This is a genomic window from Pseudomonas sp. RIT357 (assembly GCF_000632245.1).
GTDB lineage: Bacteria > Pseudomonadota > Gammaproteobacteria > Pseudomonadales > Pseudomonadaceae > Aquipseudomonas > Aquipseudomonas sivasensis.
On the sequence record NZ_JFYX01000003.1, the window covers coordinates 1 to 22,472 of the forward strand.

Genomic DNA, 22,472 nt, shown 5'->3' on the forward strand with positions numbered 1-22,472 from the left:
TTCCCCATGTGAGAGTAGGTCATCGTCAAGATTAAATTCCGAAACCCCATTTGCGAAAGCAGATTGGGTTTTGTTTTATGTAGAAACTCATGAATCTCATCGGCGCGATGCGAATGCAACGATCCGATACACAGAATTTCTTGACGACCATAGAGCATTGGAACCACCTGATCCCATCCCGAACTCAGTAGTGAAACGATGCATCGCCGATGGTAGTGTGGGGTTTCCCCATGTGAGAGTAGGTCATCGTCAAGATTAAATTCCGAAACCCCATTTGCGAAAGCAGATGGGGTTTTGTTTTATGTAGAAACTCATGAATCTCATCGGCGCGATGCGAATGCAACGATCCGATACACAGAATTTCTTGACGACCATAGAGCATTGGAACCACCTGATCCCATCCCGAACTCAGTAGTGAAACGATGCATCGCCGATGGTAGTGTGGGGTTTCCCCATGTGAGAGTAGGTCATCGTCAAGATTAAATTCCAAAACCCCTGTCTGTTATACAGACAGGGGTTTTGTCGTTTAGAGGCGCTGGTGGGTGGGGGCCGCACTAGTGGCTCAGAACTGGTAACTTACCGCCGCGCTTACGCTGCGCTCTTCACCCAGATAGCAGAAGTTCAGACTGGCATAGGACGCTACATAAGTTTCATTGGTCAGATTCTTAGCATTCAGCCTCACATCCACGCCCTTCAAGTCGACGTTACCTTAAAGGTATAGCTGCTCAGGAACTTAGCTCCATATGTGCTTCCAATTCCAGCCCCAGCGAACGTACAGCGCCGACAGCACGATAAAAGCTTTCCTGCGTTAGCTTGGTTGCCAGATTTTCCTGATCAATTCGATCAGGTCTTGCAGATAAAACCCGGTCTGCTCCACCCGGCGCAAGTAGCTGGTAGGGCTGTAATAGCGGATAGCAGAGTTACCATAGGCTGGGTTAAACGCATTGATTGGCTCAAGCGACCCACTTGTCCAATCCACCACTGTTTACGCCCTTGATAGCCCGCACCTATCAGCATGGTTTGCTTGGTCGCCCTAGTGGAGATAGGCCTGTAACGTCAGTGAAGTGTCATCGGTAAAGTCGATGCTCAGACGGGACATCTGCGCCCATAGAGTAGTGAGGAAGGACCCTTGAGAATGTCCACGCGCTCCAGGAAGTACGGATGCAACTTGCATCGTGCTATAGGTGCCTCTGTCCCTCATGGACTTCAAGCCATCAAGGTAAATGTTATCCACCGAGCGATCATTTAAGCAGCGCATCGCACTGTAACCCCACCGAGTGCCGGTCCTAAGTTTGCGCTGGCATGCTGGACATAGTGACGCCTATCGGTCGTGAGAACTGATTGAGTACCTGGCTCAGTGGGCCTGCGGCTATCTTGTAGGGTTGATTGACCTGCTCGGCGCGGGCTTCTGCCGCTGAGACACTGATGAGTACCGTACCGCTACCCAGCGCCGTCAACAGCAATGCTGCGCGTATGGCTTGACCCAATAGCGTGTAGGAAGAGTCGAACGTGTTGCGGGGAAAACACGCTGGCATGTTCAGCATCCGTAGATGCCTGGTGAGGGCAGATTGACTGGCTCACTGTCTAAGCTGGACTCACGGAAAAAAGCCGCCAAAAAAAGTGAAAAATTACACCCTTCGCTCCAGGCTCACCCACCAACGCGTGCGATAGCGCACGTGTACCGGCAGTATGCGTGGCAGTATCGCTAGCAACTTATCGGTGTCCTCCAGTCGGAATGCACCCGACAGCCGTAGATCTGCAATATCCATTGAGCAGCCCAGATAACCAGGGCGATAACGCCCAACTTCTGCAAGGAAGTCGATCAACCGCATATTTCGGGTCAGGAGCAGCCCATCTGACCAAGCAGCAACGTCCATATCTGGCGGCGGAGCAAGCATGGCTTCGGTCTGACGCACGATGTAACTCTCACCTGCGGGAACGCGCGTCGAAAGTCCATCCGGCCTGTGCGGTGAGTGAATCGCTACAGTACCGCTGACCACATTCAAGCGCGTGCAGTCACTGTACTGACGAACTGTAAAACGCCCTTCGATGCCTTCCAGCAAGCCGTGTTGAGCTTGAACCAACAATGGGACAGAGGAAGCAGCACTGCAGGTCACCAGTATTTCCCCACGCACCAATGTGATCAGACGCTGCTGCGCATTGAAGTCCAGGTCTACCGCGCTGTCTGTGTTGAGTTGCAGGCGAGTGCCATCGGGCAATTGCATGCTGCGGCGCTCGCCGGGGGCTGTTGCTAGGTCAGAAGTCCAGCGCTGCAAACCGGTCAGGTCCCGGCTTAGCCATACTGTTGAGCCCACCAGCAGTGCGCCGGCCAATAACTTCAGTGCCTGCCGCCGTCCCAGACCTTGTGTACTGTTTTCCAGTGTTTTATGTACCCCGGGGATCACGGTCAGATGGCTATTGAGCTCCTGTTGTAGCGCCAGTACCCGTTGCCAGGCCAGTTCGTGATCATGATGATCTTCGCGCCATTGCTCACATTGCAGGCGCAGCCGTGTATTGGCGGGGTTGTGACGTAAGCGCAGCATCCAACTGATGGCCTGCTTGACCACCCTCGAGTCTGGCCCGGAGCGTGTGGTGTTATTCATTGGCGCCGTAACGCAGGACGGAGCAGTAGTAAAGCGCCTCGGCGACATAACGCTCAACTGACCTCAGTGATATACCCATCTGTTTTGTGATCAGCTTGTACGTTAGCCAATCACACTGAACCATCAGAAATACCTTACGCACCTCGGGTTTTAACCCTTCCAAAAGCCGGGCGATGTCCTCCAGTAACTCCAATACCAACGCCCGCGCCTCAGCGCTTCGGACAGATGGGCGATTGACTCGATATAGGCTCGTTCGAGCTCCTCGCGGCGCCAGTGATCAACGACCACCCCTCGTGCACTTGTGCGCAACAATGCCCGTAGCGCCTTGAGTTCAAAACGTTCGATTCCCAACAGCAGTCGCATGAAGGCGTTTTGAGGCAGTTCTGCTGCATCTGCGACATTGGCCATACGGCCGCGCAGCCACGTGTTAAGCCAGTTGTGGTGGGTGCAGTAAAGCGTCTGCACAACGCTATCTTCACGCGAGGTGTATTCAGAAAGAGGCCTGTAGACGAGCTCGTCCAGACGTCACAGATGTCAATGTGTCTCAGTGCTTGGCAGGCGGAAAAATTTTTTACTTCGCTCCTTGTACGACAACCTTTTGTCGGTTTCCTACCTAAAAAGAAGATCTTTCCCACAAATCACTAAGTTTTACTTCGGTGTGGCCGAAAGCCTGATAAGCCATGTGTGCACCGAAATAGAGCGGCCCGAGACGCTGCCTAGACCGTACATGGAATGCTCCATTCGGCCCGCTCACCCCCCCTTTGGCAAAAAGAAGTCGATGAAATGAATCTCAAGTTCAGTCATAAAATTTTGTTGGCCGCGTCAGGCGTCGTGGTTCTAGCCTTCGCGTTATTTACTCTTTACAACGACTACCTGCAGCGCAGCACCATCAAGCAGAACCTGGAGTCGTCTATCCAGCAGTCGGGTGAGCTCACCGCCAGCAGTGTGCAGAACTGGCTCAGCGGTCGGATATTGGTGCTCGAAAGTCTGACGCAAAACGTTGCCCACCAAGGCAGTGCGGCTGACCTCCCGGGGTTGGTCGATCAACCGGCGTTCACCTCGAACTTCCAGTTCACCTACGTTGGTCAAACCAACGGCGTGTTCACCCAGCGTCCCGACGCAAAGATGCCTGACGGCTACGACCCTCGCCAGCGTCCCTGGTACAAGCAAGCGGTGGCTGCCGATAAGCCCATGCTGACGCCGCCCTATATGGCCGCAGTGGGTGGGCAGATCGTAACGATCGCCATGCCGGTGAAAAAGAACGGCGAGTTGCTCGGTGTGGTCGGCGGTGACCTGAGCCTGCAAACCCTGGTGAAGATCATCAACTCGGTGGACTTCGGCGGTATCGGCCATGCGTTCCTGGTCAGCGGCGACGGCCAAGTCATCGTCAGCCCTGACGAAGACCAAGTGATGAAAAACCTCAAGGACATCTATCCAGGTACCAGCGTCCGGATTGAGAAAGTTAACCAGGAGGTCGTCCTCAAAGGTCAGGACCGCATCCTGTCGTTCACGCCTATCAGCGGTTTGCCCGGTGCTGATTGGTATATCGGTCTGTCGATCGATAAAGACAAAGCCTATGCACCGCTGGGCAAATTCCGCACGTCCGCGTTGATCGCCATGCTGATCGCTGTCGTCGCGATTGCCGTGCTCTTGAGCCTGCTTATTCAAGTATTGCTGCGCCCTCTGACCACCATGGGCATTGCTATGCAGGACATCGCCCAGGGTGAGGGTGACCTGACCCGCCGTTTGACGGTTACTAGCAAAGACGAGTTCGGTGAAGTGGGCAGTGCGTTCAACCGGTTCGTAGAACGTATCCACGCCTCGATCTCCGAAGTGTCTTCAGCAACGCGCCAGGTGCATGACCTGTCCCAGCGTGTGATGGCGTCATCCAACGCTTCGATCATAGGCTCTGACGAGCAGAGCGCACGTACCAACAGCGTCGCCGCAGCAATCAACGAGCTGGGCGCCGCTACTCAGGAAATCGCCCGTAACGCCGCTGACGCCTCACAGCACGCCAGTGGTGCCAGCGAGCAGGCCGACGATGGGCGCAAAGTGGTTGAGCAAACCATCCTGGCAATGTCGGAACTGTCGCAAAAGATCAGCCTGTCCTGCACCCAGATCGAAACGCTGAACGCCAGCACCGACAACATCGGCCACATCCTTGATGTGATCAAAGGCATCTCCCAGCAAACCAACTTGCTGGCATTGAACGCGGCAATCGAAGCAGCACGTGCTGGTGAAGCCGGACGCGGGTTCGCCGTGGTCGCCGATGAGGTGCGTAACCTGGCTCACCGTACCCAGGAGTCGGCTGAAGAGATTCATAAGATGATCACTTCGCTGCAAGTGGGCTCGCGTGAGGCGGTGACCACCATGAATGCCAGCCAGACCTCCAGCGAAGAAAGCGTTCAGGTGGCCAACCAGGCCGGTGAGCGCCTGGTCAGCGTAACGCAGCGAATCGTCGAGATCGACGGCATGAACCAGTCCGTGGCCGCCGCTACTGAGGAACAGACTGCCGTGGTGGAAACCCTCAACGTCGACATCAACCAGATCAACCTGCTGAACCAGCAAGGTGTGACCAACCTCAACGAAACCCTGAAAGACTGCGATGCGCTGTCTCAACAGGCCAATCGATTGAAGCAGTTGGTCGATAGCTTCAAAATTTGATCTGCTGAGTGTGTAGGGGCGAGCGATCTCGCTCCTATCGCTTACCCAGCAAGCGGCGAACATTCTCCAGGGCGCCATCGGCGAACCCCTGCACAAACTGCTCAAATCCCACCTGTGCTGCGTCTAAGGGCTCGGCAATGATGGTCCAGGTTACCCTGGAGCAGTGCTCTCCAAGAGCGTCTACTTTGATTGCCGCCCACAGCCTGGCCACGCCCAGGGTGTTGTAGATCGTGGTCCAGGTCATGTGCATCGCGTGCTCATCCCAGCTATTTAGCTGTTCCACAACTCGGTTGCCATCGCGGAAAAATTTCGTGCGTAAGGCGCCCACACCGGTGCCGGTCATTTCGATATGCGTCAGGGCCGGTATGAAGGTATCGAAGCCTGCAAACCGTCCCACCGTGTTCCATAGGCGGGTGGCATGGCAGTCGATCACCACAGAGGCCACGATCGGCCGGCCGTTTGGGTTATGAATTAACGTATCGGGTTGCAGCGGTTTCATGAAGTTGTCCTGAAGCGGTTCAGAGAAAGCCGATGGTCTTAAGGTAATTGCAGCCTCTACTCAGCAGCACCGCGTTCTTTTCGGGGTACTGCTCGCCCATCTGCTGGACGCCGTGTTGTGCGTTGTCATGACGGATCATCAACGTGTCGCCAATGTCTTCATCCAGTCGATCCAGGTAAAACCCGATTACGCCAAACAACGCATTGTCCTGGCCCGCTGTTCGCAGCGCCTGCTGCCAACGCGCAGTACTCACCCGTTCGAACCGATGGCCCGCCCGGCTGAACGCATCCAGGTAGTGATCCCAGCTCAATGGCTGTGGGTTGTGCAGGTTGAATACGCTTCTGTCCGCTTCAAAGCGCGTGCAGTGGTAAGCAATGAATCGAGCCAGGAAGTCCACGGGCATTAGGTCGAAATTCAGATCTAGCCGAGGCAACATTCCCAACTGCAGAGACCCCTTAAGCATCAGCATCAGGCGATTCTTCTGCGGCTGGCAGACACCGTTGCGACTGTTGAAGCTGATATTTCCAGGGCGATGGATATTTACCCAGGCACCTTGCGCGACCGCACGCCCCAACACTCGCTCGGCTGCCCACTTGGATAGGTTGTAGCCATTGCGGATATACAGCGGCAGGGTGGTCGCAGCCGGTGCTTCTAGCACATACCCTTGCGGGTCGATGCTGCTGGACGCCGACAACGTTGAGACAAAGTTGAAGACCTTCTTGCAGCGGGTCTCGCACAGGCGCAGGCATTCGAATATGGGTTCAACGTTGTCTCTGGCCAGTGACGCGTAGTCCATCACGTGGTTGACCTGCGCCGCGTTATGCACCAGCACGCCAAAGTCTGCGGCGAGCGTGTCATACACCTCGCAGGTCAAACCCAATCGCGGCAGGCTGATGTCGGCGGCGACTACCCGTACCCGGCTCAAGTCCAGGTGTTCCAGGTGGTATTCGCGCAGCGACTGGGTAAAGCGTGCCATTGCAGGCTTCCCCGGCATCTCACGTACCAGGCATGCCACCTCGGTTACACCAGAGGCCAGCAATGCTTCGACAATATGGACGCCGACGAAACTGTTGGCCCCCGTCACAATCACCTTGTGCGGATCACCAGCGCAATTCCTATGCAAGGGAGTGATCACCCAATCCCGTTGGGCATCCAAGACTGCCTGGCCAGAGGATGCGTCGGGTGGTTCTCCGTCCTCCATCAGCGTTGCGAGCGTACGAATCGTCGGAACTTCAATGAAGTGGCTCAACGCGAAACTACGCCCAAATTGCTCGCGAACACGCAGCAAGAGAGTCGACAGCAAAATTGAATGGCCGCCCAACGCGAAGAAGCTTTCGTCGATGGACAACTGATGGCTGGGCACACCCAGCAGCTCGCTCCACACCTCGCTCAATCGTGCTTGAAGCGGTGTGTGTGCAGCCCGGTGCGCAGCGCTGAAAATCGGTTGGAAGGGGAGCGCCAGCAGCGTCTTCCGGTCGACCTTGCCGTTGTTGGTGTACGGCATGCCTGGCAGCTCCACCCAGAAACCGGGTTGCATATAGTCCGGTAACCGTTGGCGCGCATGCTGCTGTAGGGCCACCGGCGTGGCGCCGGGTGCGGGCTGGGCGACAAAGACGCAGATCCTGCTTTCATGGTCGATCACTACCGCCAGTTCGCGATACAGCCGGCTATTGCGTAGGCATTGTTCAATCTCTCGGGGTTCGACCCGGAAACCGCGGATCTTCACCTGATCGTCGCGACGCCCACCCAGCACAATCCCTTGGGCCGTCCACTGTGCCAAGTCGCCGCTGCGGTAGGCCCGCAGCGGTTGGCCGCTCGGCATCAGCAGTTCGACGAATGGGCTGTCAGCCTGATGCGGCGCATTCACATAGCCCAGACTTAATCCGGGGCCGACGATGTACAACTCGCCCATCACCTGTTCATCCACAGGTTGCAGATCGTCATCGAGTATCAGCACCTGGCTATTGGCGATGGGGTGGCCAACGTTGCGATTATTGTCATCGGGTGCGAGCGTCCGGTGCGTAATCAGCACTGTGGTTTCGGTGGGGCCATAGAGGTTGTGAAGCTGACACTGCGCTGCCAGTCGCTCGATGACATGGGGTTCGCAGGCATCGCCACCGGTGAGCAGGTGCGTCACACCCAAGGGTTGATCCAGCGGCAGGATATTGAGCAGCGCGGGCGGTAGGAAGGCATGGGTAACGCACTGTCGACGGAGCAGTTCCACCAGTTGCTCAGGGTCGCGTCGTTGTTCTTCACTGGGCACGATCAACTGCGCACCTGCAATCAGCGCAGGGAAAATGTCGATCAATGACGAGTCGAAACCCAGGGGCGAAAACTGTAGAACGCGGCTCCATTCATCTGGCTTCATGCAGGACCCAAGCCAAGCAGTGAAGTGCGCCAGGTTACCTTGACTGAGGAGCACCCCCTTGGGCTGCCCCGTGCTGCCAGAGGTATAGAGCACCATGCACGGCATATCCGAGCAGGGGCGATTGTGCTTTAACGGATGAGCAAATTTGAGGGTGTGTGGCTTAACGGTGCTGACATCGAGTGAAGTGAAATGCGCCCGTAACGGGTGCTGGCCGGTATCCAGCAACACTTGAGCCCCGGCGCTTTCGAGCATGGTCTGATGCCGTTTGAGAGGCTGCTCAGATTCCAGTGGCAGGTACACCGCGCCACAGCCGAGCAGCGCAAGAATGCTGGCATACAGTTCGATGGACTTTTCCATGCACACGCCAACTATCCACGGTGTTTCAACAGCGTCCAGCAAGGGCTGTAATCGTTGCTGGATTGCTATGGCTTGAAGGTGCAACTCGCGGTAGGTCACCGTGTGCCCGGCGATATTCAGAGCCGTCCGGTCAGCGAAGGCATAAAGGCTGGACTGGAGCTGTTCGATCACAGGCACCTGGGCTTTCTGGATCAGGTTGGGGTCTGCCGTACGATTGAATCGGTGCATAAAGGCCAGCGTCTCCAGCCCCCGCAAGCTCTGCTCGGGCCAGTCAGTGGCAATCGCGCTCGTAGAGAGAGCCCCGGGATCACGTGAAAAACCACTGACGAGCAGCGCGACCCAGTCCACCACTGTGTCTGTGACCTGCCGACGCAGTCGCTGGCCGTTACCACTGGGTTCTTCGGCGATGTCCAGCACGGCAGACAAACGTCGCTCACGGTCATAGGCGCGCAATTGCAACAGGGGCAACCCGCAATCGGTTACCGGACCGACCCCAAGGCGCAGACTTATACAGGAGGCTTTGCCCACGTCATCCGGCAACGGCAGGCTACCGTCTTCAATCCACAAGTCGATGTTCTTATCGCCCGACACATGCCCGTATTGCTCCAATACGGGCCTGATGGCGCCAAGTGCCTTGCTTGTTCCGAGCCAGCCGATTGTCAGGCACCTCATGGCGACACCGGCAGGTAGTCGTTCAGCGCCTGCGCCACACTTGGCGTTTGCAGCAAGCCGCTGTGTTGCAGGAAACCCATGATATTGCCCATCAATGGGTGCTGGCGGGTGATGGGAAACGCCAGCGCTGCGACTTCATCGCGCAGCTTCCCGCGTACGCGGTCGCTGATGTCGAGGTGCTCGATCAGTTGCAGGTCGAAGTTTTTCTGCAGGTCGTTGGTCAGGTAATGCGCCAGGAATGTGGGCAGTACCTGAGCGATGCTGTCACGGTCGTCCGGGCTCGCGGTTTGCCAGTAAATACGCACCAGCCGGGTCCAGAACTGCGCGTGGCGGCCTTCGTCAAACAGGTGGTCGGCCATCAAGCCACGAACGGAAGCTTTGACACTGCTGTCCTTAGAGAACGCTGCGACATCGTGGGTTACGGTGTTTTCGGCGATAGCCACGCCAATCAGTTCCACAGCATCGCTCAAATGAGCGGGGGCCTGCGCCTGTGCCGCCGGCAGCGCACGGCTCAGTTCGATATGCTCCGGCAGGTCGAGCGGTTGTATGCCGGTCATTTCCACTGTCTGTTGCAGGAAATCCAGCGCTACCAGGGCGTGGTAGTCCTCATCCACCACCACCGTCATCGCATCAACGCGACAGGCTAGGGGGAAGGGTAGCGAGAAGCGATTCTTGGCAATATTGCGCGCAGTTTTTTCGACGATTTCGGTTTCAAAAATGACCACGTCGTTGATGAATTTGTAGAAGCTTTGCACCAGCACGAAGTCGCGCCATTGTGCGCAGTGTTCAACAAAGGTCTTGCTGAGTACCAAGGGTTGGCGGCACATCGGATAGATCAGATTGTCATCGTTTTCCAGCAAGCGGCGAGGGCGTGTACGGATGGTCGCGCGGCGTTCCCAGTCGTCGGCGATGGGGGTGTAGCCCGCGGTATTCATGGGCGCACCTCTTGCAGCGCGGCCCGCACCTCGTCCCAGAACGTGATACGGCTTTCTACGGCGGCGAGGGCTGCTTCGTCGGCTTGTTGCGGGTAACTCGGAGCCACTGCCAGCAAGCGTTCGAGCAACTGCTCAGCTGCCGGCCCATGATGCTCAGCGTCTAACTCAATGTGGCGCTCGAAGTAGCCGCGCAAGGTGGGTGCTTGGCGATGGATAAACGTATCAGTCTGAAGGATGCGTTCGAACATGCGTGGGACGACACACTCACGGCCATGAAGGAATACGGCGGCTACACAATGGGTGGGTGCGTTCAGTGCCATGTGCAATGTGTCGCTGACGAAGCGTGCAGCACCAGCAGGAGCGTTCGACATGCTCAGGGCAGTATTTGCATCAACGCCTTGGTGTTGCAGTGCAATGAAACGGTTTATCGACGAGGTGCTGGCGCCGACTTCGACCATGGCTTCCAAGTACAACTCGAAGTGGCTGCAATAGCCTTGCCTGGGGTGTGAGTCTGACTCTTCGCCCAGCACTATCTCATTGATCAGGCGTGCAGCGTTCGGGTCGGCCGGTGGCAGCCAAGGCAGGCGAGTGCATGTCAGGTCCTGTTGCAGGCGTTTGGTGAGTGTCATGAAGTCCCAAACTGCAAACACATGGTGCTCCATGAATAGTTGTAATTTTTGCAGTGAGGTTATTTCCAGAAATAACGGATGGTTGCACAACTTCAGTTTTCTTTTTTCAAGTAATGGTGGGTACATGGTTGATGCCTATGAGTTGTTGCGTCTGCTGTTTAAGCAGTATTGGGTTGTTGTGAGTGGCAAGGAGATAAAGAGATATAAGCCAGACTTGGCGCGCACAAACGCTCGCGCGATTGGGGCTGCGCCGTCGAGTTAAGTGTCTGGTTTAGTGGCGGTGGATAATAAGCGGGTTAAACAAGTTGGTAAGCATATGAATGCATTAGATGTTTTGCTAAATAATATTAGCTGTCGGCAACTTGCATTATAAGAGTGAGAAGTTTCTTCGGCGCGGGGTGTGCTACCTGATCAGGTAGGAAGCCCCGCAGCTCTTGAGCGTCAAGACGAGAGACCTGGCGCTTTGTTATGGGGTGTTTTTTACAGTGGTATTCGGGCTGTTGAGATAGGCTGTGATCACTTCCATTCCGCGCATCAAGTGATTACGCAGTGTCAGGATGCTTTCGTCGGTTTTCCTCTGCGCCACAAGGTTTAGCAGTTCACGGTGATCTTCCTGGGATGTCTCACCCAGCCCCATCGCTTCTAGGTTGAAACGCAGGAAGCGCTCTTCCTCATTTAACCCGTGCTCTACCAATTTGAGCAGCCGTTGGTTAGGCGCCTTGCTGTAAAGGGTCATGTGAAACAGGCGGTTGAGACGACCGATCTCGGTGTAGTCCTTTTCCTGTTCGAGGGCACAAATGAAATTCTCTGCATCGGCCAGATCTGCTTCGGTCAGCAAGGGAATCGACAAGCGTAGCGCTTCAGACTCCAGCAACAGTCGCAGCTCATAGGTCTCAGCTGAGTTGTCTTCGATCAACGGTGCCACGACGGCGCCCTTGTGGGTGACCACATGCAGCAGTGACTGCGCCTCTAACTGGCGCAAGGCTTCACGCACCGGCATGCGGCTGACCCCGAACAGGCTGGCGAGCTCCTGCTGGCGCATGGCGGTACCGCAGGGCAACCGGCCATCAAGGATGGCATTGCGCAATGTTTCTTCAATCACGGAGCGAGCGAGATGGGCGGGAATAGGACCGCTGATCTTGATGCTGTTCAAAGGGTTCGGCTTCTGCGTCACGGCTACGCTATCCTCCTTATTCAAAGAGTGGTGGCTAATTGGATCCAATGCACACTAGTGGCTGCCAATAAGCTTGTCAAACGGCCACGGTTTCGGCTTGTAAGCGTTTCAACGCGGGGCTCCGGCGGCCCACATCCGAGCTTTCCGGGGTCTTACACGCTGCTGCCATGTTGCGACATTCCCGCATATCGATATTCATTAACGGTATTTAAAATGCCGTTCTTATATCTATAAAGTCACTCTCCTGTCTGACCGGGAGTGAACTCATGTCTGCCACCTCTACTGTTCCAACAGCGATCTTTTCCGCCCAGGATTTCGAGGTTCGCCCGCTGCCCGGCAGCGTCGGTGCGGAGATTATCGGTCTGGACCTGTCCCGGCCAGTCAATGACCAGGATTTCGCGCGTATTCATCGCGCGCACCTGGATCACCATGTGGTGGTCTTTCGCGACCAGCGCATCACCCCCGAACAACAGATTGCCTTCAGTCGCCGTTTTGGCGTGCTGCAGATCCACGTACTCAAACAGTTTCTGCTGGCCAACCACCCGGAAATCCTGATCGTTTCCAACATTATCGAAAACGGCCAATCCATCGGCCTGGGCGACGCGGGTAAATTCTGGCATTCGGACCTGTCCTATAAAGAACTGCCGAGCCTTGGCTCGATGCTCCATGCGCAGGAGTTGCCCTCTGAAGGGGGCGACACTTTGTTCGCCGACATGCACAAAGCCTGGGACCAACTGCCCGAGCACCTGCGCAAAGCTGTCGAAGGCCGCAGCGCCGCCCATTCCTACACCGCGCGCTACAGCGAGACCAAGTTCGAAGGCAATTGGCGCCCCACGCTTACTCCCGAGCAGTTGGCGCAAGTCGCAGAAGTGGTACACCCGATTGTGCGCACCCACCCGGAAAACGGCCGCAAAGCGTTGTTCGTCAGTGAAGGGTTCACCACCCGCATCGTCGGCCTGCCGGAAGACGAAAGCCGCGATCTGCTGGCTCAGCTGTACGCCCACAGCGTGCTGCCGCACAACATCTATCGCCACCAATGGCAGCCCCACGACCTGGTGTTCTGGGACAACCGTTCGCTGATCCACTTGGCCGCCGGTTGCCCGAGCCATCTGCGCCGCAAGCTGTTTCGCACCACCATCCAGGGCGACGCGCCTTTCTGATTCGGAGCATGACCATGTCCAGGAATATTCCATTTGCACGATTGGCCGCCACAGTTGGATTGGGTATCAGTCTGTTGGCGGGCAGCCTCGTCGCTCCAGCAGCGGCCCAGGCCGAAGGCGAGATCCGCATCGCCGAACAATTCGGCATCGTCTACCTGCTGCTCAACGTGGTGCGCGACCAGAACCTCATCGAGAAATACGGCAAGCAGGAAGGCATCGACATCAAGGTCGACTGGACCCAACTTTCCGGTGGCGCGGCAGTCAACGATGCGCTGCTGTCCGGCTCCATCGATATCGCCGGTGCCGGTGTCGGTCCACTGCTGACCATCTGGGATCGCACCCACGGTAAGCAGAACGTCAAGGCCGTAGCGTCCCTGGGTAACTTCCCGTACTACCTGGTCAGCAACAATCCCAAGGTCAAGACCATTGCCGACTTCACCGACCAGGACCGTATCGCCGTGCCTGCGGTGGGCGTTTCGGTACAGTCGCGCTTCCTGCAATACGCCGCTGCCAAGCAGTGGGGTGATAAGGAATTCAATCGCCTCGACAAGTACACCGTCGCCGTCCCGCACCCTGACGCCACCGCCGCATTGATCGCAGGCGGTACTGAACTGACCGGGCACTTTTCCAACCCGCCATTCCAGGACCAGGCCCTGGCCAACCCCAATGTGCATGTGGTGCTGAACACCTATGAGCTGCTGGGGCCGAACTCACCGACGGTGTTGTTCGCCACCGAAAAATTTCGCAACGACAACCCGAAAACCTACAAGGCCTTTGTGGACGCGTTGACCGAAGCCGCACAATTCGCCCAGAACGATAAGGGCGCCGCAGCCGACACTTACATCCGCGTGACCAAGGCCAAGATCGACCGCGCCGAGCTGCTCAAGATCATCGACAACCCGCAGTTCGAGTTCAGCGTCACGCCGAAAAACACCTACCCGCTGGCGGAATTCCTCTACCGCGTCGGCGCCATCAAAAACAAGCCTGAATCGTGGAAGGACTACTTCTTCCAGGACGCCAAGCCCCTGCAAGGAAGCTGAGATGAACGCGCCCTTGCAAGGCCACACGGCCAGCAACCTGCACACCGCCGAGCCGTTGCTGGCGGTGGATAGCGTCAGCCTCGAATACCGTACTCCCGAGCGCGTGGTACGGGCCACGCACCAAGTCAGTTTCGAGATCGATCCGGCTGACCGTTACGTGCTGCTGGGCCCTTCGGGTTGCGGCAAATCCACGTTGCTCAAGTCCATCGCCGGGTTTATCAAACCGTGCGAAGGCGAGATTCGTTTGCTGGGGCAAAAGGTCGAACAACCCGGCCCGGACCGCATTGTGGTGTTCCAGGAATTCGACCAACTGCCACCGTGGAAAACCGTCAAACAGAACGTGATGTTCCCACTGTTGGCGTCCAAGACCCTCAAGCGCCGTGAGGCCGAAGAACGCGCGCTGCACTACCTGGACAAGGTGGGCCTGAGTGCCTTCGCCGACGCTTACCCCCACACGCTTTCCGGCGGCATGAAAGCCCGTGTGGCCATCGCCCGCGCGCTGGCCATGCAGCCGAAAATCCTGCTGATGGACGAACCCTTCGCCGCCCTCGATGCCCTGACCCGGCGCAAGATGCAGGAAGAATTGCTGCTGCTCTGGGAGGAGGTGCGCTTCACCTTGTTGTTCGTCACCCACTCCATCGAAGAAGCACTCGTGGTGGGCAATCGCATTCTGTTGCTGTCCCCCCATCCGGGGCGCGTACGTGCAGAAATCCACAGCCATCAATACGACCTGCACAGCTTGGGCGGTGTGGACTTCCAGGCGTCGGCGCGGCGTATTCATCGCTTGTTGTTCGATGAAACCAGCGCAGCGGAACCCGAGTTGGGTTTTGCCGACATCCGCATCGCTTACTAAGGGGGCAACCCATGCGCCAGGAATATGAAGTCACCCTCGAACCGCTGCTCAGTGTCCCCGTGGAGCGCGAGTTGCCCCTGCGCCAACGCCTTTGGCAACAAGGCTGGCTGCGCAAGGGCCTGATCCTGATCGTGCTTGCGATCCTCTGGGAAGTCGTGGCGCGCTATCAGAACAACGACCTGCTGCTGCCGAGCTTTCTGCAGACTTTTAATGCGCTGTCCGACGGCCTGCTCAGCGGTGAACTGCTGAGCAAGGTGAGTATCTCGCTGGTGGTGCTGATCAAGGGTTACCTGATCGGCATAGTGCTCGCCTTTGCCCTGACCACCTTGGCCGTGTCGACCCAATTGGGCCGCGACCTGCTGAGCACCCTGACCTCGATGTTCAATCCACTGCCGGCCATTGCGTTGCTGCCGCTGGCGCTGCTGTGGTTCGGCCTGGGCCAGAACAGCCTGATTTTCGTGCTGGTGCATTCGGTGTTGTGGGCGCTGGCGCTCAACACCTATTCGGGGTTCCTCGGTGTGTCCGAGACGCTGCGCATGGCGGGTCGCAACTATGGTCTGAAGGGCATGCGCTTTGTGCTGTTTATCCTGATCCCGGCTGCACTGCCGTCGATCCTCGCCGGCCTGAAAATCGGCTGGGCGTTTGCCTGGCGCACGCTGATCGCCGCCGAGTTGGTGTTCGGCGCCACCAGCGGCAAGGGCGGGCTGGGTTGGTACATCTTCCAGAACCGCAATGAGCTATATACCGACAAGGTGTTTGCCGGGTTGGCGGTGGTGATCCTGATCGGCCTACTGGTGGAAAACCTCGTGTTTGACACCTTCGAGCGGCTCACCGTGAAGCGTTGGGGCATGCAGCGCTAAACAGGAATGATTGCTCTTTGTCCGACGTGAACCTGATAATGCCGGCCGAATTCGACGCTGCTCCGGCGTCGGATAGGCTTGGTAAAAGGATTTACGACGATGCGTTTTTTTGTCTTGGCCGCGGCCTTGTTGCTGTCGACCTCTGCGTTGGCCGAGTTCATACCCGAAACGGTATCGATGCCCAAGCCGGTCTACCCTGGCAACCTTACTAACACCCAAGGGCATGCGCGCATCAGCCTGAACATTCACAGCGACGGCACCGTCAGTGACGTCAAAGCACTCAGCGCCACCAAGCCGGAGTTCGGTGAGGCGGCCGTGGCGGCAGCCTCAAAATGGCGCTTCAAACCCTGGGCGGTGAATGCCGATCGGCCAGAGGTAATCGATGCTCAGAACGACATGATTTTCTCGCCCGTACCGACGAGTGAAGAAAGTACGCGACTGACCTTTACGCAAACCACCTATCAATCCTGCAGCGCGTTGAACGAGGAAGTCAGCCAGTTCCGGCGCGATCATCCCTCCCGGCCACTGATCGCCATGAAGAGCTTTGCCATTACCCGTGTGGCAGTGATGTTCCCGGCGTTAAGCGGTAAAAGCGACTACAACGAAGGCCTGTCCAAGGCCGACGAGCTTGAAAGCGCTCTGCCGGACATCGTGCGCAAATGCCAGACCAATCCCAAACGAACCTACGCCGACTACCTGCCACGCAACCTCAAGCGCTACCTGTAAAGCCTGCTACGATTGCGCCCAGTTCACTCCCTTCTGATCACGAGTGCTTGGCATGCAACTACCGGACATGAACCTGCTGGTCGCCCTCGACGCCTTACTCGACGAGGGCAGTGTGGTCGGCGCCGCCCGGCGGATGAACCTCAGTCCGGCAGCCATGAGCCGTACCCTCACGCGTATCCGCGAAGCGGTGGGCGACCCGATTCTGGTGCGGGCCGGTCGGGGCCTGGTGCCAACGCCCAAGGCCCTGCAACTGCAAGGTCAGGTGCGCAACGTGGTGGAACAGGCGGCGCTGCTGTTTCGGTCGGCGGATCAAGTGGACCTGACCACCCTGCGCCGCCGCTTCAGCGTGCGCGCTAATGACTTTTTTATTGGCGTGTATGGCGGTCGTCTCTTCGACACCATGGAGCGTATGGCACCGCTGTGTGAGCTGTGTTTCGTGCCAGAAGGCGACACCGACGACGAAGCGTTGCGCGAAGGACGCTTGGATTTGCGCGTGAGCAACACCCAGCCGGCAAGCCCCGAGGTCAAGGTGCAGAACCTGTTCTCCACCACCTTCGTCGGCCTGGCGCGGCAGGATCACCCGTTATTCGACGAGGAGATCACCGCCGCACGTTTCGCCAGTTACTCCCACATCAGCATCTCGCGACGCGGCATCGCCCGGGGGCCGATCGATACCGCGCTGAATGCCCAGGGTTTGGAGCGCCGTGTGGCGATGATCGCCCCAGGGTTTCACGGTGCGATGTTCATGCTGCCTGACTCCGACTTGATCCTGCCGGTGCCCAAGGAGGCGCTCTACAGCGCTAATCGCCTGAAGCTGCCCCTGCGGGCCTTCCCGCTGCCGATCTCTTTGCCGACCCTTGTCCTGGCCCAATCCTGGCACCCTCGCTTCGATAAAGACCCCGCTCACAAATGGCTGCGCGAAACCATGCGCGAGAGCTGCCACGCCACGTGGCTGGAAGCCCAGCCGACCTGAACATCAAGCGTACACAGGGCAAATGTGAGAGGGCGCTTGCCCCGATCGCGGTGGATCAGACAGAGAATCTGAGCCTGCCACACGGCAATCGGGGCAAGCCCCCTCCCACGAGAGATCTGTGGCGGATTCAGGATTGCGTCTGACGCACTTATACCCTGCCAACATGTAACTTTTTGTCATGTGTGTGCCTGATTAAACTGCTCGGGTATTTCTAATCCTGAGTTACCCGTTCATGACTTCCCTCGCTGCCCCCACCCTCGCGGCCGCAGCCAAATCCACCGCCATCACCCCGCCCGTATTCGGCCCGCGCATCATCATCGGCCTGGTCGGCGTGTTGTTGGCGGTGCTGGTGTCCGGTCTCAACGAGATGGTCACTAAGGTGGCCCTCGCCGATATCCGTGGTGCGCTTTACATCGGCTTTGACGAAGGCACTTGGCTTGTCGCGGCCTACACCGCCACCTCGGTCGCGGCCATGGCCTTTGCCCCCTGGTGCTCGGTGACGTTCTCCCTACGCCGCTTCACTCTGTGCGCCATAGCCCTGTTCACCGTACTCGGGATCCTGTGCCCCTTCGCGCCGAACTACGAAAGCCTGTTGCTGCTGCGCACCGTGCAAGGCCTGGCCGGTGGCGCGTTGCCGCCAATGCTAATGACCGTGGCGCTGCGCTTCCTGCCGGCCAACGTCAAGCTGTATGGCCTGGCCGGCTACGCGCTCACCGCTACCTTCGGCCCGAGCCTTGGCACACCACTGGCGGCGCTGTGGACCGAATACGTCGGCTGGCAGTGGGCGTTCTGGCAGATCGTCGCGCCGTGCCTGCTGGCGATGGCCGCCGTGGCCTATGGCTTGCCCCAAGACCCGCTGCGCTTGGAGCGCTTCAAGCAGTTCAATTGGCGCGGTCTGCTGCTGGGCTTCCCGGCGATCTGCATGCTGGTGATCGGCATCCTGCAAGGCAATCGGCTGGACTGGTTCGAGTCGGGCCTGATCACGTTTTTGCTGAGTGGCGGCTCGCTGCTGCTGGTGCTGTTTATGCTCAATGAATGGTCGCACCCGATGCCGTTTTTCAAGTTGCAGATGCTCGGCCTGCGTAACCTCTCGTTTGCTTTGATCGTGCTGGCGGGCGTGCTGATGGTGCTGACCTCAGTGATCATCATCCCGTCGAGTTTCCTCGCCCAAGTCCAAGGCTATCGACCGCTGCAAACCGCGCCAGTGATGCTGCTGATGGCGTTGCCGCAGTTGATCGCGCTGCCGCTGGTGGCCGCGTTGTGCAACCTGCGCTGGGTCGATTGCCGCTGGGTGCTGGGGATCGGCTTGAGCATGTTGGTGCTGTGCTGCATCGGCAGCGCGCACCTCACTTCGGCGTGGATCCGCGACGATTTTTACGGCCTGTACGTGCTGCAAATCTTTGGGCAGCCCATGGCTGTGTTACCGCTGTTGATGCTGTCCACCGGCAGCATTCAGCCACAGGACGGCCCGTTCGCTTCGGCCTGGTTCAACACCGTCAAAGGCCTGGCCGCCGTGGTCGCCACCGGCGTGCTGGACGCGCTGACCACCCAGCGCCTGCACTTTCACTCGACCATGTTGGTGGATCGCTTGGGCAATTCGCCCCTGGCCGACGGCGACACGCCGGGCCTCGCCCATCGGCTGCACGAGCAGGCGGTGGTGCTCACTTCTTCGGATCTTTATTACGTCATGGGCGGTGTCGCCGTGGCGTTGATTCTGCTGATTTTCTGGATGCCCACGCGGATCTTCCCGCCTCGCGCACCGACCTAGCCACAAGGACTTTCCATGAAACGCAAAGACAAAATTGCCGTCTCCGTCATCACCGTATTTGCCGTCGGTGTGCTGTTCTATCTGGTCGCGCCAGGCTTGCTGGGCAGCAAACATCAGAGCACTAACGACGCGTTTGTTGCGGCAGACTTCACCCTGGTTGCCCCGCGAGTGGCGGGTTTTATCAAGGAAGTGCTGGTGGAGGACAACCAGCGAGTTAAGGCCGGACAGTTACTGGCGCTGATCGACGACCGTGATTTTCGCGCCGCCGCCCAGGCCGCTGATGCGGACACATTGGTTGCCCAGGCCCAGCTGAAAAACGCCACCGCGACCCTGGAACGCCAAAGCTCGGTGATCGCCCAAGCCCAAGCCACCGTCGCGGCGGATCGCGCCGAAATGGCCTTCGCCGAGCACGAACTGAATCGCTACAACCACCTCGCCGGTGTGGGCGCCGGTACTGTGCAAAACGCCCAGCAAGCCAAGACCCGCATCGACCAGGCCACCGCACGCCTGGCCAATGCTACGGCGGTGCTGGCGGCCGAACGTAAGCAGGTGGAGATTCTCACCGCCCAGCGCGATGCGGCCGAAGGCGGGCTCAAGCGCGCCCAGGCAGCGTTGGAGATGGCCAGCTATCAGCTGTCCTACACGCGAATCGTTGCGCCGGTGGATGGCATGGTCGGCGAGCGCGCCGTGCGGGTCGGCGCCTATGTGACGCCGGGCAGCAAGATCCTCGCCGTGGTGCCGTTGGCGCAGGCGTACGTGGTGGCTAACTTTCAAGAGACCCAACTCTCTCACATGCGAGCCGGCCAAGCCGTTCAGGTGCGTGTCGACAGCCTCGACGGCGAGTTGCTCAACGGCCATCTGGAGAGCCTCGCACCCGCGACTGGGGTGACCTTCGCCGCGGTCAAACCGGACAACGCCACGGGTAACTTCACCAAGGTGGTGCAGCGCATTCCGGTCAAAATTGTGCTGGAGCCCAACCAGCCGCTGACCGAGCGCCTGCGCGTCGGTATGTCGGTGGAGGCCAGCGTCGACACTCAGCCGGTCGCACGTCAGTCTGAGGTGGCCCAGCAATGAAACGAGTTGCCTGGCTCACCCTCAGTTTGATCAGCCTGAGTGCATGCACCGTCGGCCCGGATTTTCAGCGCCCGCAGAACGCTCAAGTGACGCAATGGAGCGCACCTCAAGGCCGCCAAGCCGACAGCCGCGCCGTCAGCGACCCGCTCCAGGAGCGTTGGTGGGACGTATTCCACGATGCACAACTCTCGGCCCTGACGCGCCGCGCCCTCACCGATAACCTCGACTTGAAACTGGCCAGCAGCCGTCTGGAACAAAGCCGCGCCGTGCGCCAGGTGACCACTGCCGAGCGTTACCCCAAGGTTGATGCCACGGGGGCTTACCAGCGCAAACGCAATAGCGGCAAAGGCTTGAGCGACCCGTCCGGCGAGAATGGCCGCGCGGCGTTCAGCCAATTGGATTCGGGTTTCTCCGCCTCCTGGGAGCTGGATTTCTGGGGCCGGGTCAAACGCGAAACTGAAGCCGCCGATGCCACCTTGCAAGTCGCCGAAAACGACCGTCGTGCCGTGCTGCTGTCGGTGCTGGCCGAGACCGCCCAGGACTACATCCAACTGCGCGGCGTGCAAAATACCCGCGCGGTGACCGAGCAAAACCTCGACGTCGCACGCCATAGCCTCAAGCTCTCGCAACTGCGCCTGGCTGATGGCGTCGCCACCGACCTGGACGTGGCCGAAGCCGCCGCCCAAGTCGCCGCCATCGAAGCGCGCCTGCCGGATTTGCAGCAACGCCAGGACCAGTTGATCAACGCCCTGAGCCTGCTGATGGGCGAGCCACCCCAAGCCCTGCACGCGCAGTTGTCCAAGGACGCCGCGGTACCGCAGACCCAGCGCCAAGTTGCTATCGGCCTACCGTCGGAGCTTGCCGAACGCCGTCCGGATATCCGCCAGGCTGAAGCTCGCTTGCATGCCGCCACCGCCAACATCGGCGTGGCCAAGGGCGATTTCTATCCGCGTATCACCCTGTCCGGCAGCCTCGGTTCACAGGCCATGCAACTGTCGGATTTCGGCTCCTGGGGCTCACGCGCCTTTGCCTTCGGTCCACAGTTCAGCCTGCCGCTGTTCAACGGCGGGCGCCTGCAAGGCATGGTGAATCTGCGCGAAGCCCAGCAACAGGAAGCGGCGCTGGCCTATCAGCAAACCGTGCTGCGCGCCTGGCATGAAATCGACGACCAACTGACCCGCTACAACGCCAGCCAACTGCGCCGCGACAGCCTGGCCGAAGCCGTGCGTCAGAACCAGATCGCCCTGACCACCGCGCAACATCAGTACGTGGAAGGTGTGGCAGATTTCGTCAATGTCCTCACCGTGCAAAGCGCGTTGCTGGCGACGCAAGAGCAGTGGGTGGAAAGCTCGACCGGCGTGTCGTTGGCGATGGTGGGGTTGTACAAGGCGTTGGGGGGAGGATGGGAGTCGGTGTATCCGCTGCAAGCTGTTAACCGATGAACTCACGAAGTCGAGAGTAGGAAGGCTCTCTATTTTGGCGCGGGCCAAAAAATCGGGAACGCGAGCAGTACTGTGGCGGGCTATTCCTTAAAGAGCCCTCGCTATGTCCATTGCTGAAAACCCTTACGCACCGCCGCAAGCCGATCTCACCCTCGCAGCGGCCCGGCCCGCTGCCTTTTTTGTGGTGGCCCACCGCAAGCTGCTGGTGATGATGCTGTTGTCCTACGGCCTTTATGGCTTTTACTGGTTGTATAAGCACTGGGATGCCTATCGCAGCGCTACCGGTGCCAGAGTGCTGCCTGTGGTTCGGGCATTTTTTTCAATTTTTTTTGCTTATTCGCTCGTCCTGAAAATCAAGCTGGCGCTTGATTTGAAAGATGCGTCCTATCGATGGTGGCCTCGTTGCTTCGCCCTGGGCTGGATAGGCTGCGCCTTTTTACCCTATACCTACATCTGGTTTGTATCGCCTTTGACGGTAGTAAAAGTGGGTGTCTGCTTCACCATTGTTCAGGTTGCCCTGATGGTGCAGATTCAGCTTGCGGTGAACCACCTTGAGGATGATCCAAAAGGCACAGCCAACAGCCGTTTTACATGGGCCAACGGAATTTGGATCGTCATAGGCGTGAGTTTGTGGGCGCTGGGAATAGCGTCTGCGTTCCTTACCGCTTAGTAGAC

The 22,472-nt window shown here is 58.4% G+C and carries 18 protein-coding genes, 2 rRNA genes and 3 pseudogenes; 13 read left to right on the forward strand and 10 right to left on the reverse strand.

Going from position 1 to position 22,472, the window contains the following annotated elements; translation table 11 throughout:
* Positions 1-139: 139 nt before the first annotated feature.
* Positions 140-255 (forward strand): 5S ribosomal RNA (gene rrf, locus BW43_RS22870).
* Positions 256-363: 108 nt separating this feature from the next.
* Positions 364-479: ribosomal RNA gene (rrf, locus tag BW43_RS22865) — 5S ribosomal RNA — on the forward strand.
* 83 nt (positions 480-562) lie between these two features.
* Here the strand turns inward: rrf (BW43_RS22865) and BW43_RS29430 are convergent.
* The 5 genes and pseudogenes from BW43_RS29430 to BW43_RS0127215 form a co-directional block, all read right to left on the reverse strand.
* Positions 563-1,038: pseudogene (locus BW43_RS29430) on the reverse strand (hypothetical protein); the annotation flags it as partial.
* A 54-nt stretch (positions 1,039-1,092) separates the two neighbouring features.
* A pseudogene (locus BW43_RS29490) lies at positions 1,093-1,276 on the reverse strand (TonB-dependent receptor plug domain-containing protein); the annotation flags it as partial.
* Between the two features lie 10 nt (positions 1,277-1,286).
* A complete protein-coding gene (locus tag BW43_RS29435) occupies positions 1,287-1,535 on the reverse strand; it encodes a hypothetical protein (RefSeq protein WP_155989938.1) in 249 nt (82 codons plus the stop codon).
* Between the two features lie 93 nt (positions 1,536-1,628).
* On the reverse strand, positions 1,629-2,603 hold the full coding sequence (locus BW43_RS22855; protein WP_032884794.1) for a FecR domain-containing protein: 975 nt from the start codon (positions 2,601-2,603) through the stop codon (positions 1,629-1,631).
* Positions 2,596-3,011 (reverse strand): annotated as a pseudogene (locus tag BW43_RS0127215) (sigma-70 family RNA polymerase sigma factor). Before BW43_RS0127215 ends, BW43_RS22855 begins: the two are co-directional and overlap by 8 nt.
* Positions 3,012-3,386: 375 nt before the next feature.
* Here BW43_RS0127215 and BW43_RS22850 point away from each other — a divergent pair.
* Positions 3,387-5,267, forward strand: a complete 1,881-nt coding sequence (locus BW43_RS22850) for a methyl-accepting chemotaxis protein (RefSeq protein WP_032884796.1) — start codon at positions 3,387-3,389, stop codon at positions 5,265-5,267.
* 34 nt (positions 5,268-5,301) lie between these two features.
* Here BW43_RS22850 and BW43_RS22845 read toward each other — a convergent pair whose 3' ends face one another.
* The 5 genes from BW43_RS22845 to BW43_RS22825 all read right to left on the reverse strand — a co-directional run bounded on the left by BW43_RS22845 (position 5,302) and on the right by BW43_RS22825 (position 11,901).
* Positions 5,302-5,766, reverse strand: coding sequence for an SRPBCC family protein (locus BW43_RS22845; RefSeq protein ID WP_032884798.1), 465 nt, complete (start codon positions 5,764-5,766; stop codon positions 5,302-5,304).
* A 19-nt stretch (positions 5,767-5,785) separates the two neighbouring features.
* Complete coding sequence (locus BW43_RS22840) at positions 5,786-9,163, reverse strand: amino acid adenylation domain-containing protein (protein WP_032884802.1); 3,378 nt, start codon at positions 9,161-9,163, stop codon at positions 5,786-5,788.
* Entirely contained in the window at positions 9,160-10,098 is a 939-nt protein-coding gene (locus tag BW43_RS22835) for a diiron oxygenase (RefSeq protein ID WP_032884804.1), read from the reverse strand. The genes BW43_RS22840 and BW43_RS22835 overlap by 4 nt, the downstream gene beginning before the upstream one ends.
* Positions 10,095-10,853: a DUF3050 domain-containing protein gene (locus BW43_RS22830; RefSeq protein ID WP_032884805.1), complete on the reverse strand. Its 759-nt coding sequence runs from the start codon at positions 10,851-10,853 to the stop codon at positions 10,095-10,097. Before BW43_RS22830 ends, BW43_RS22835 begins: the two co-directional genes overlap by 4 nt.
* A 340-nt stretch (positions 10,854-11,193) precedes the next feature.
* The gene (locus tag BW43_RS22825; RefSeq protein WP_032884807.1) at positions 11,194-11,901 is read right to left on the reverse strand and encodes a GntR family transcriptional regulator; all 708 of its coding nucleotides are present in this window, start codon (positions 11,899-11,901) and stop codon (positions 11,194-11,196) included.
* Between the two features lie 266 nt (positions 11,902-12,167).
* Here BW43_RS22825 and BW43_RS22820 point away from each other — a divergent pair, with 266 nt between their 5' ends.
* The 10 genes from BW43_RS22820 to BW43_RS22775 all read left to right on the forward strand — a co-directional run bounded on the left by BW43_RS22820 (position 12,168) and on the right by BW43_RS22775 (position 22,467).
* The gene (locus BW43_RS22820; RefSeq protein ID WP_032884809.1) at positions 12,168-13,061 is read left to right on the forward strand and encodes a TauD/TfdA family dioxygenase; all 894 of its coding nucleotides are present in this window, start codon (positions 12,168-12,170) and stop codon (positions 13,059-13,061) included.
* A gap of 14 nt (positions 13,062-13,075) precedes the next feature.
* Positions 13,076-14,101: an ABC transporter substrate-binding protein gene (locus tag BW43_RS22815; protein WP_032884811.1), complete on the forward strand. Its 1,026-nt coding sequence runs from the start codon at positions 13,076-13,078 to the stop codon at positions 14,099-14,101.
* A 1-nt stretch (position 14,102) separates the two neighbouring features.
* The gene (locus BW43_RS22810) at positions 14,103-14,954 is read left to right on the forward strand and encodes an ABC transporter ATP-binding protein (protein WP_032884813.1); all 852 of its coding nucleotides are present in this window, start codon (positions 14,103-14,105) and stop codon (positions 14,952-14,954) included.
* Between the two features lie 11 nt (positions 14,955-14,965).
* Complete coding sequence (locus tag BW43_RS22805) at positions 14,966-15,814, forward strand: ABC transporter permease (protein ID WP_032884815.1); 849 nt, start codon at positions 14,966-14,968, stop codon at positions 15,812-15,814.
* A gap of 99 nt (positions 15,815-15,913) precedes the next feature.
* Positions 15,914-16,540 carry an energy transducer TonB gene (locus tag BW43_RS22800; protein ID WP_032884817.1) on the forward strand — a complete coding sequence of 209 codons (627 nt, stop codon included), beginning with the start codon at positions 15,914-15,916 and terminating at the stop codon, positions 16,538-16,540.
* Positions 16,541-16,592: 52 nt separating this feature from the next.
* The gene (locus BW43_RS22795) at positions 16,593-17,513 is read left to right on the forward strand and encodes a LysR family transcriptional regulator (RefSeq protein WP_032884818.1); all 921 of its coding nucleotides are present in this window, start codon (positions 16,593-16,595) and stop codon (positions 17,511-17,513) included.
* A 232-nt stretch (positions 17,514-17,745) separates the two neighbouring features.
* A complete protein-coding gene (locus BW43_RS22790) occupies positions 17,746-19,281 on the forward strand; it encodes an MFS transporter (RefSeq protein WP_032884820.1) in 1,536 nt (511 codons plus the stop codon).
* A 15-nt stretch (positions 19,282-19,296) separates the two neighbouring features.
* Positions 19,297-20,355, forward strand: a complete 1,059-nt coding sequence (locus tag BW43_RS22785) for an HlyD family secretion protein (protein ID WP_032884821.1) — start codon at positions 19,297-19,299, stop codon at positions 20,353-20,355.
* A complete protein-coding gene (locus tag BW43_RS22780; RefSeq protein WP_032884822.1) occupies positions 20,352-21,797 on the forward strand; it encodes an efflux transporter outer membrane subunit in 1,446 nt (481 codons plus the stop codon). The genes BW43_RS22785 and BW43_RS22780 overlap by 4 nt, the downstream gene beginning before the upstream one ends.
* A gap of 103 nt (positions 21,798-21,900) precedes the next feature.
* Positions 21,901-22,467: a hypothetical protein gene (locus BW43_RS22775; RefSeq protein ID WP_032884823.1), complete on the forward strand. Its 567-nt coding sequence runs from the start codon at positions 21,901-21,903 to the stop codon at positions 22,465-22,467.
* Positions 22,468-22,472 lie beyond the last annotated feature (5 nt).

Coding starts and splice junctions, on each gene's coding strand:
- BW43_RS29435 (WP_155989938.1), bottom strand. CDS start 1,535: ATGCCAGCGTGTTTTCCCCGCAACACGTTCGACTCTTCCTACACGCTA.
- BW43_RS22855 (WP_032884794.1), bottom strand. CDS start 2,603: ATGAATAACACCACACGCTCCGGGCCAGACTCGAGGGTGGTCAAGCAG.
- BW43_RS22850 (WP_032884796.1), top strand. CDS start 3,387: ATGAATCTCAAGTTCAGTCATAAAATTTTGTTGGCCGCGTCAGGCGTC.
- BW43_RS22845 (WP_032884798.1), bottom strand. CDS start 5,766: ATGAAACCGCTGCAACCCGATACGTTAATTCATAACCCAAACGGCCGG.
- BW43_RS22840 (WP_032884802.1), bottom strand. CDS start 9,163: ATGAGGTGCCTGACAATCGGCTGGCTCGGAACAAGCAAGGCACTTGGC.
- BW43_RS22835 (WP_032884804.1), bottom strand. CDS start 10,098: ATGAATACCGCGGGCTACACCCCCATCGCCGACGACTGGGAACGCCGC.
- BW43_RS22830 (WP_032884805.1), bottom strand. CDS start 10,853: ATGTACCCACCATTACTTGAAAAAAGAAAACTGAAGTTGTGCAACCAT.
- BW43_RS22820 (WP_032884809.1), top strand. CDS start 12,168: ATGTCTGCCACCTCTACTGTTCCAACAGCGATCTTTTCCGCCCAGGAT.
- BW43_RS22815 (WP_032884811.1), top strand. CDS start 13,076: ATGTCCAGGAATATTCCATTTGCACGATTGGCCGCCACAGTTGGATTG.
- BW43_RS22810 (WP_032884813.1), top strand. CDS start 14,103: ATGAACGCGCCCTTGCAAGGCCACACGGCCAGCAACCTGCACACCGCC.
- BW43_RS22805 (WP_032884815.1), top strand. CDS start 14,966: ATGCGCCAGGAATATGAAGTCACCCTCGAACCGCTGCTCAGTGTCCCC.
- BW43_RS22800 (WP_032884817.1), top strand. CDS start 15,914: ATGCGTTTTTTTGTCTTGGCCGCGGCCTTGTTGCTGTCGACCTCTGCG.
- BW43_RS22795 (WP_032884818.1), top strand. CDS start 16,593: ATGCAACTACCGGACATGAACCTGCTGGTCGCCCTCGACGCCTTACTC.
- BW43_RS22790 (WP_032884820.1), top strand. CDS start 17,746: ATGACTTCCCTCGCTGCCCCCACCCTCGCGGCCGCAGCCAAATCCACC.
- BW43_RS22785 (WP_032884821.1), top strand. CDS start 19,297: ATGAAACGCAAAGACAAAATTGCCGTCTCCGTCATCACCGTATTTGCC.
- BW43_RS22780 (WP_032884822.1), top strand. CDS start 20,352: ATGAAACGAGTTGCCTGGCTCACCCTCAGTTTGATCAGCCTGAGTGCA.
- BW43_RS22775 (WP_032884823.1), top strand. CDS start 21,901: ATGTCCATTGCTGAAAACCCTTACGCACCGCCGCAAGCCGATCTCACC.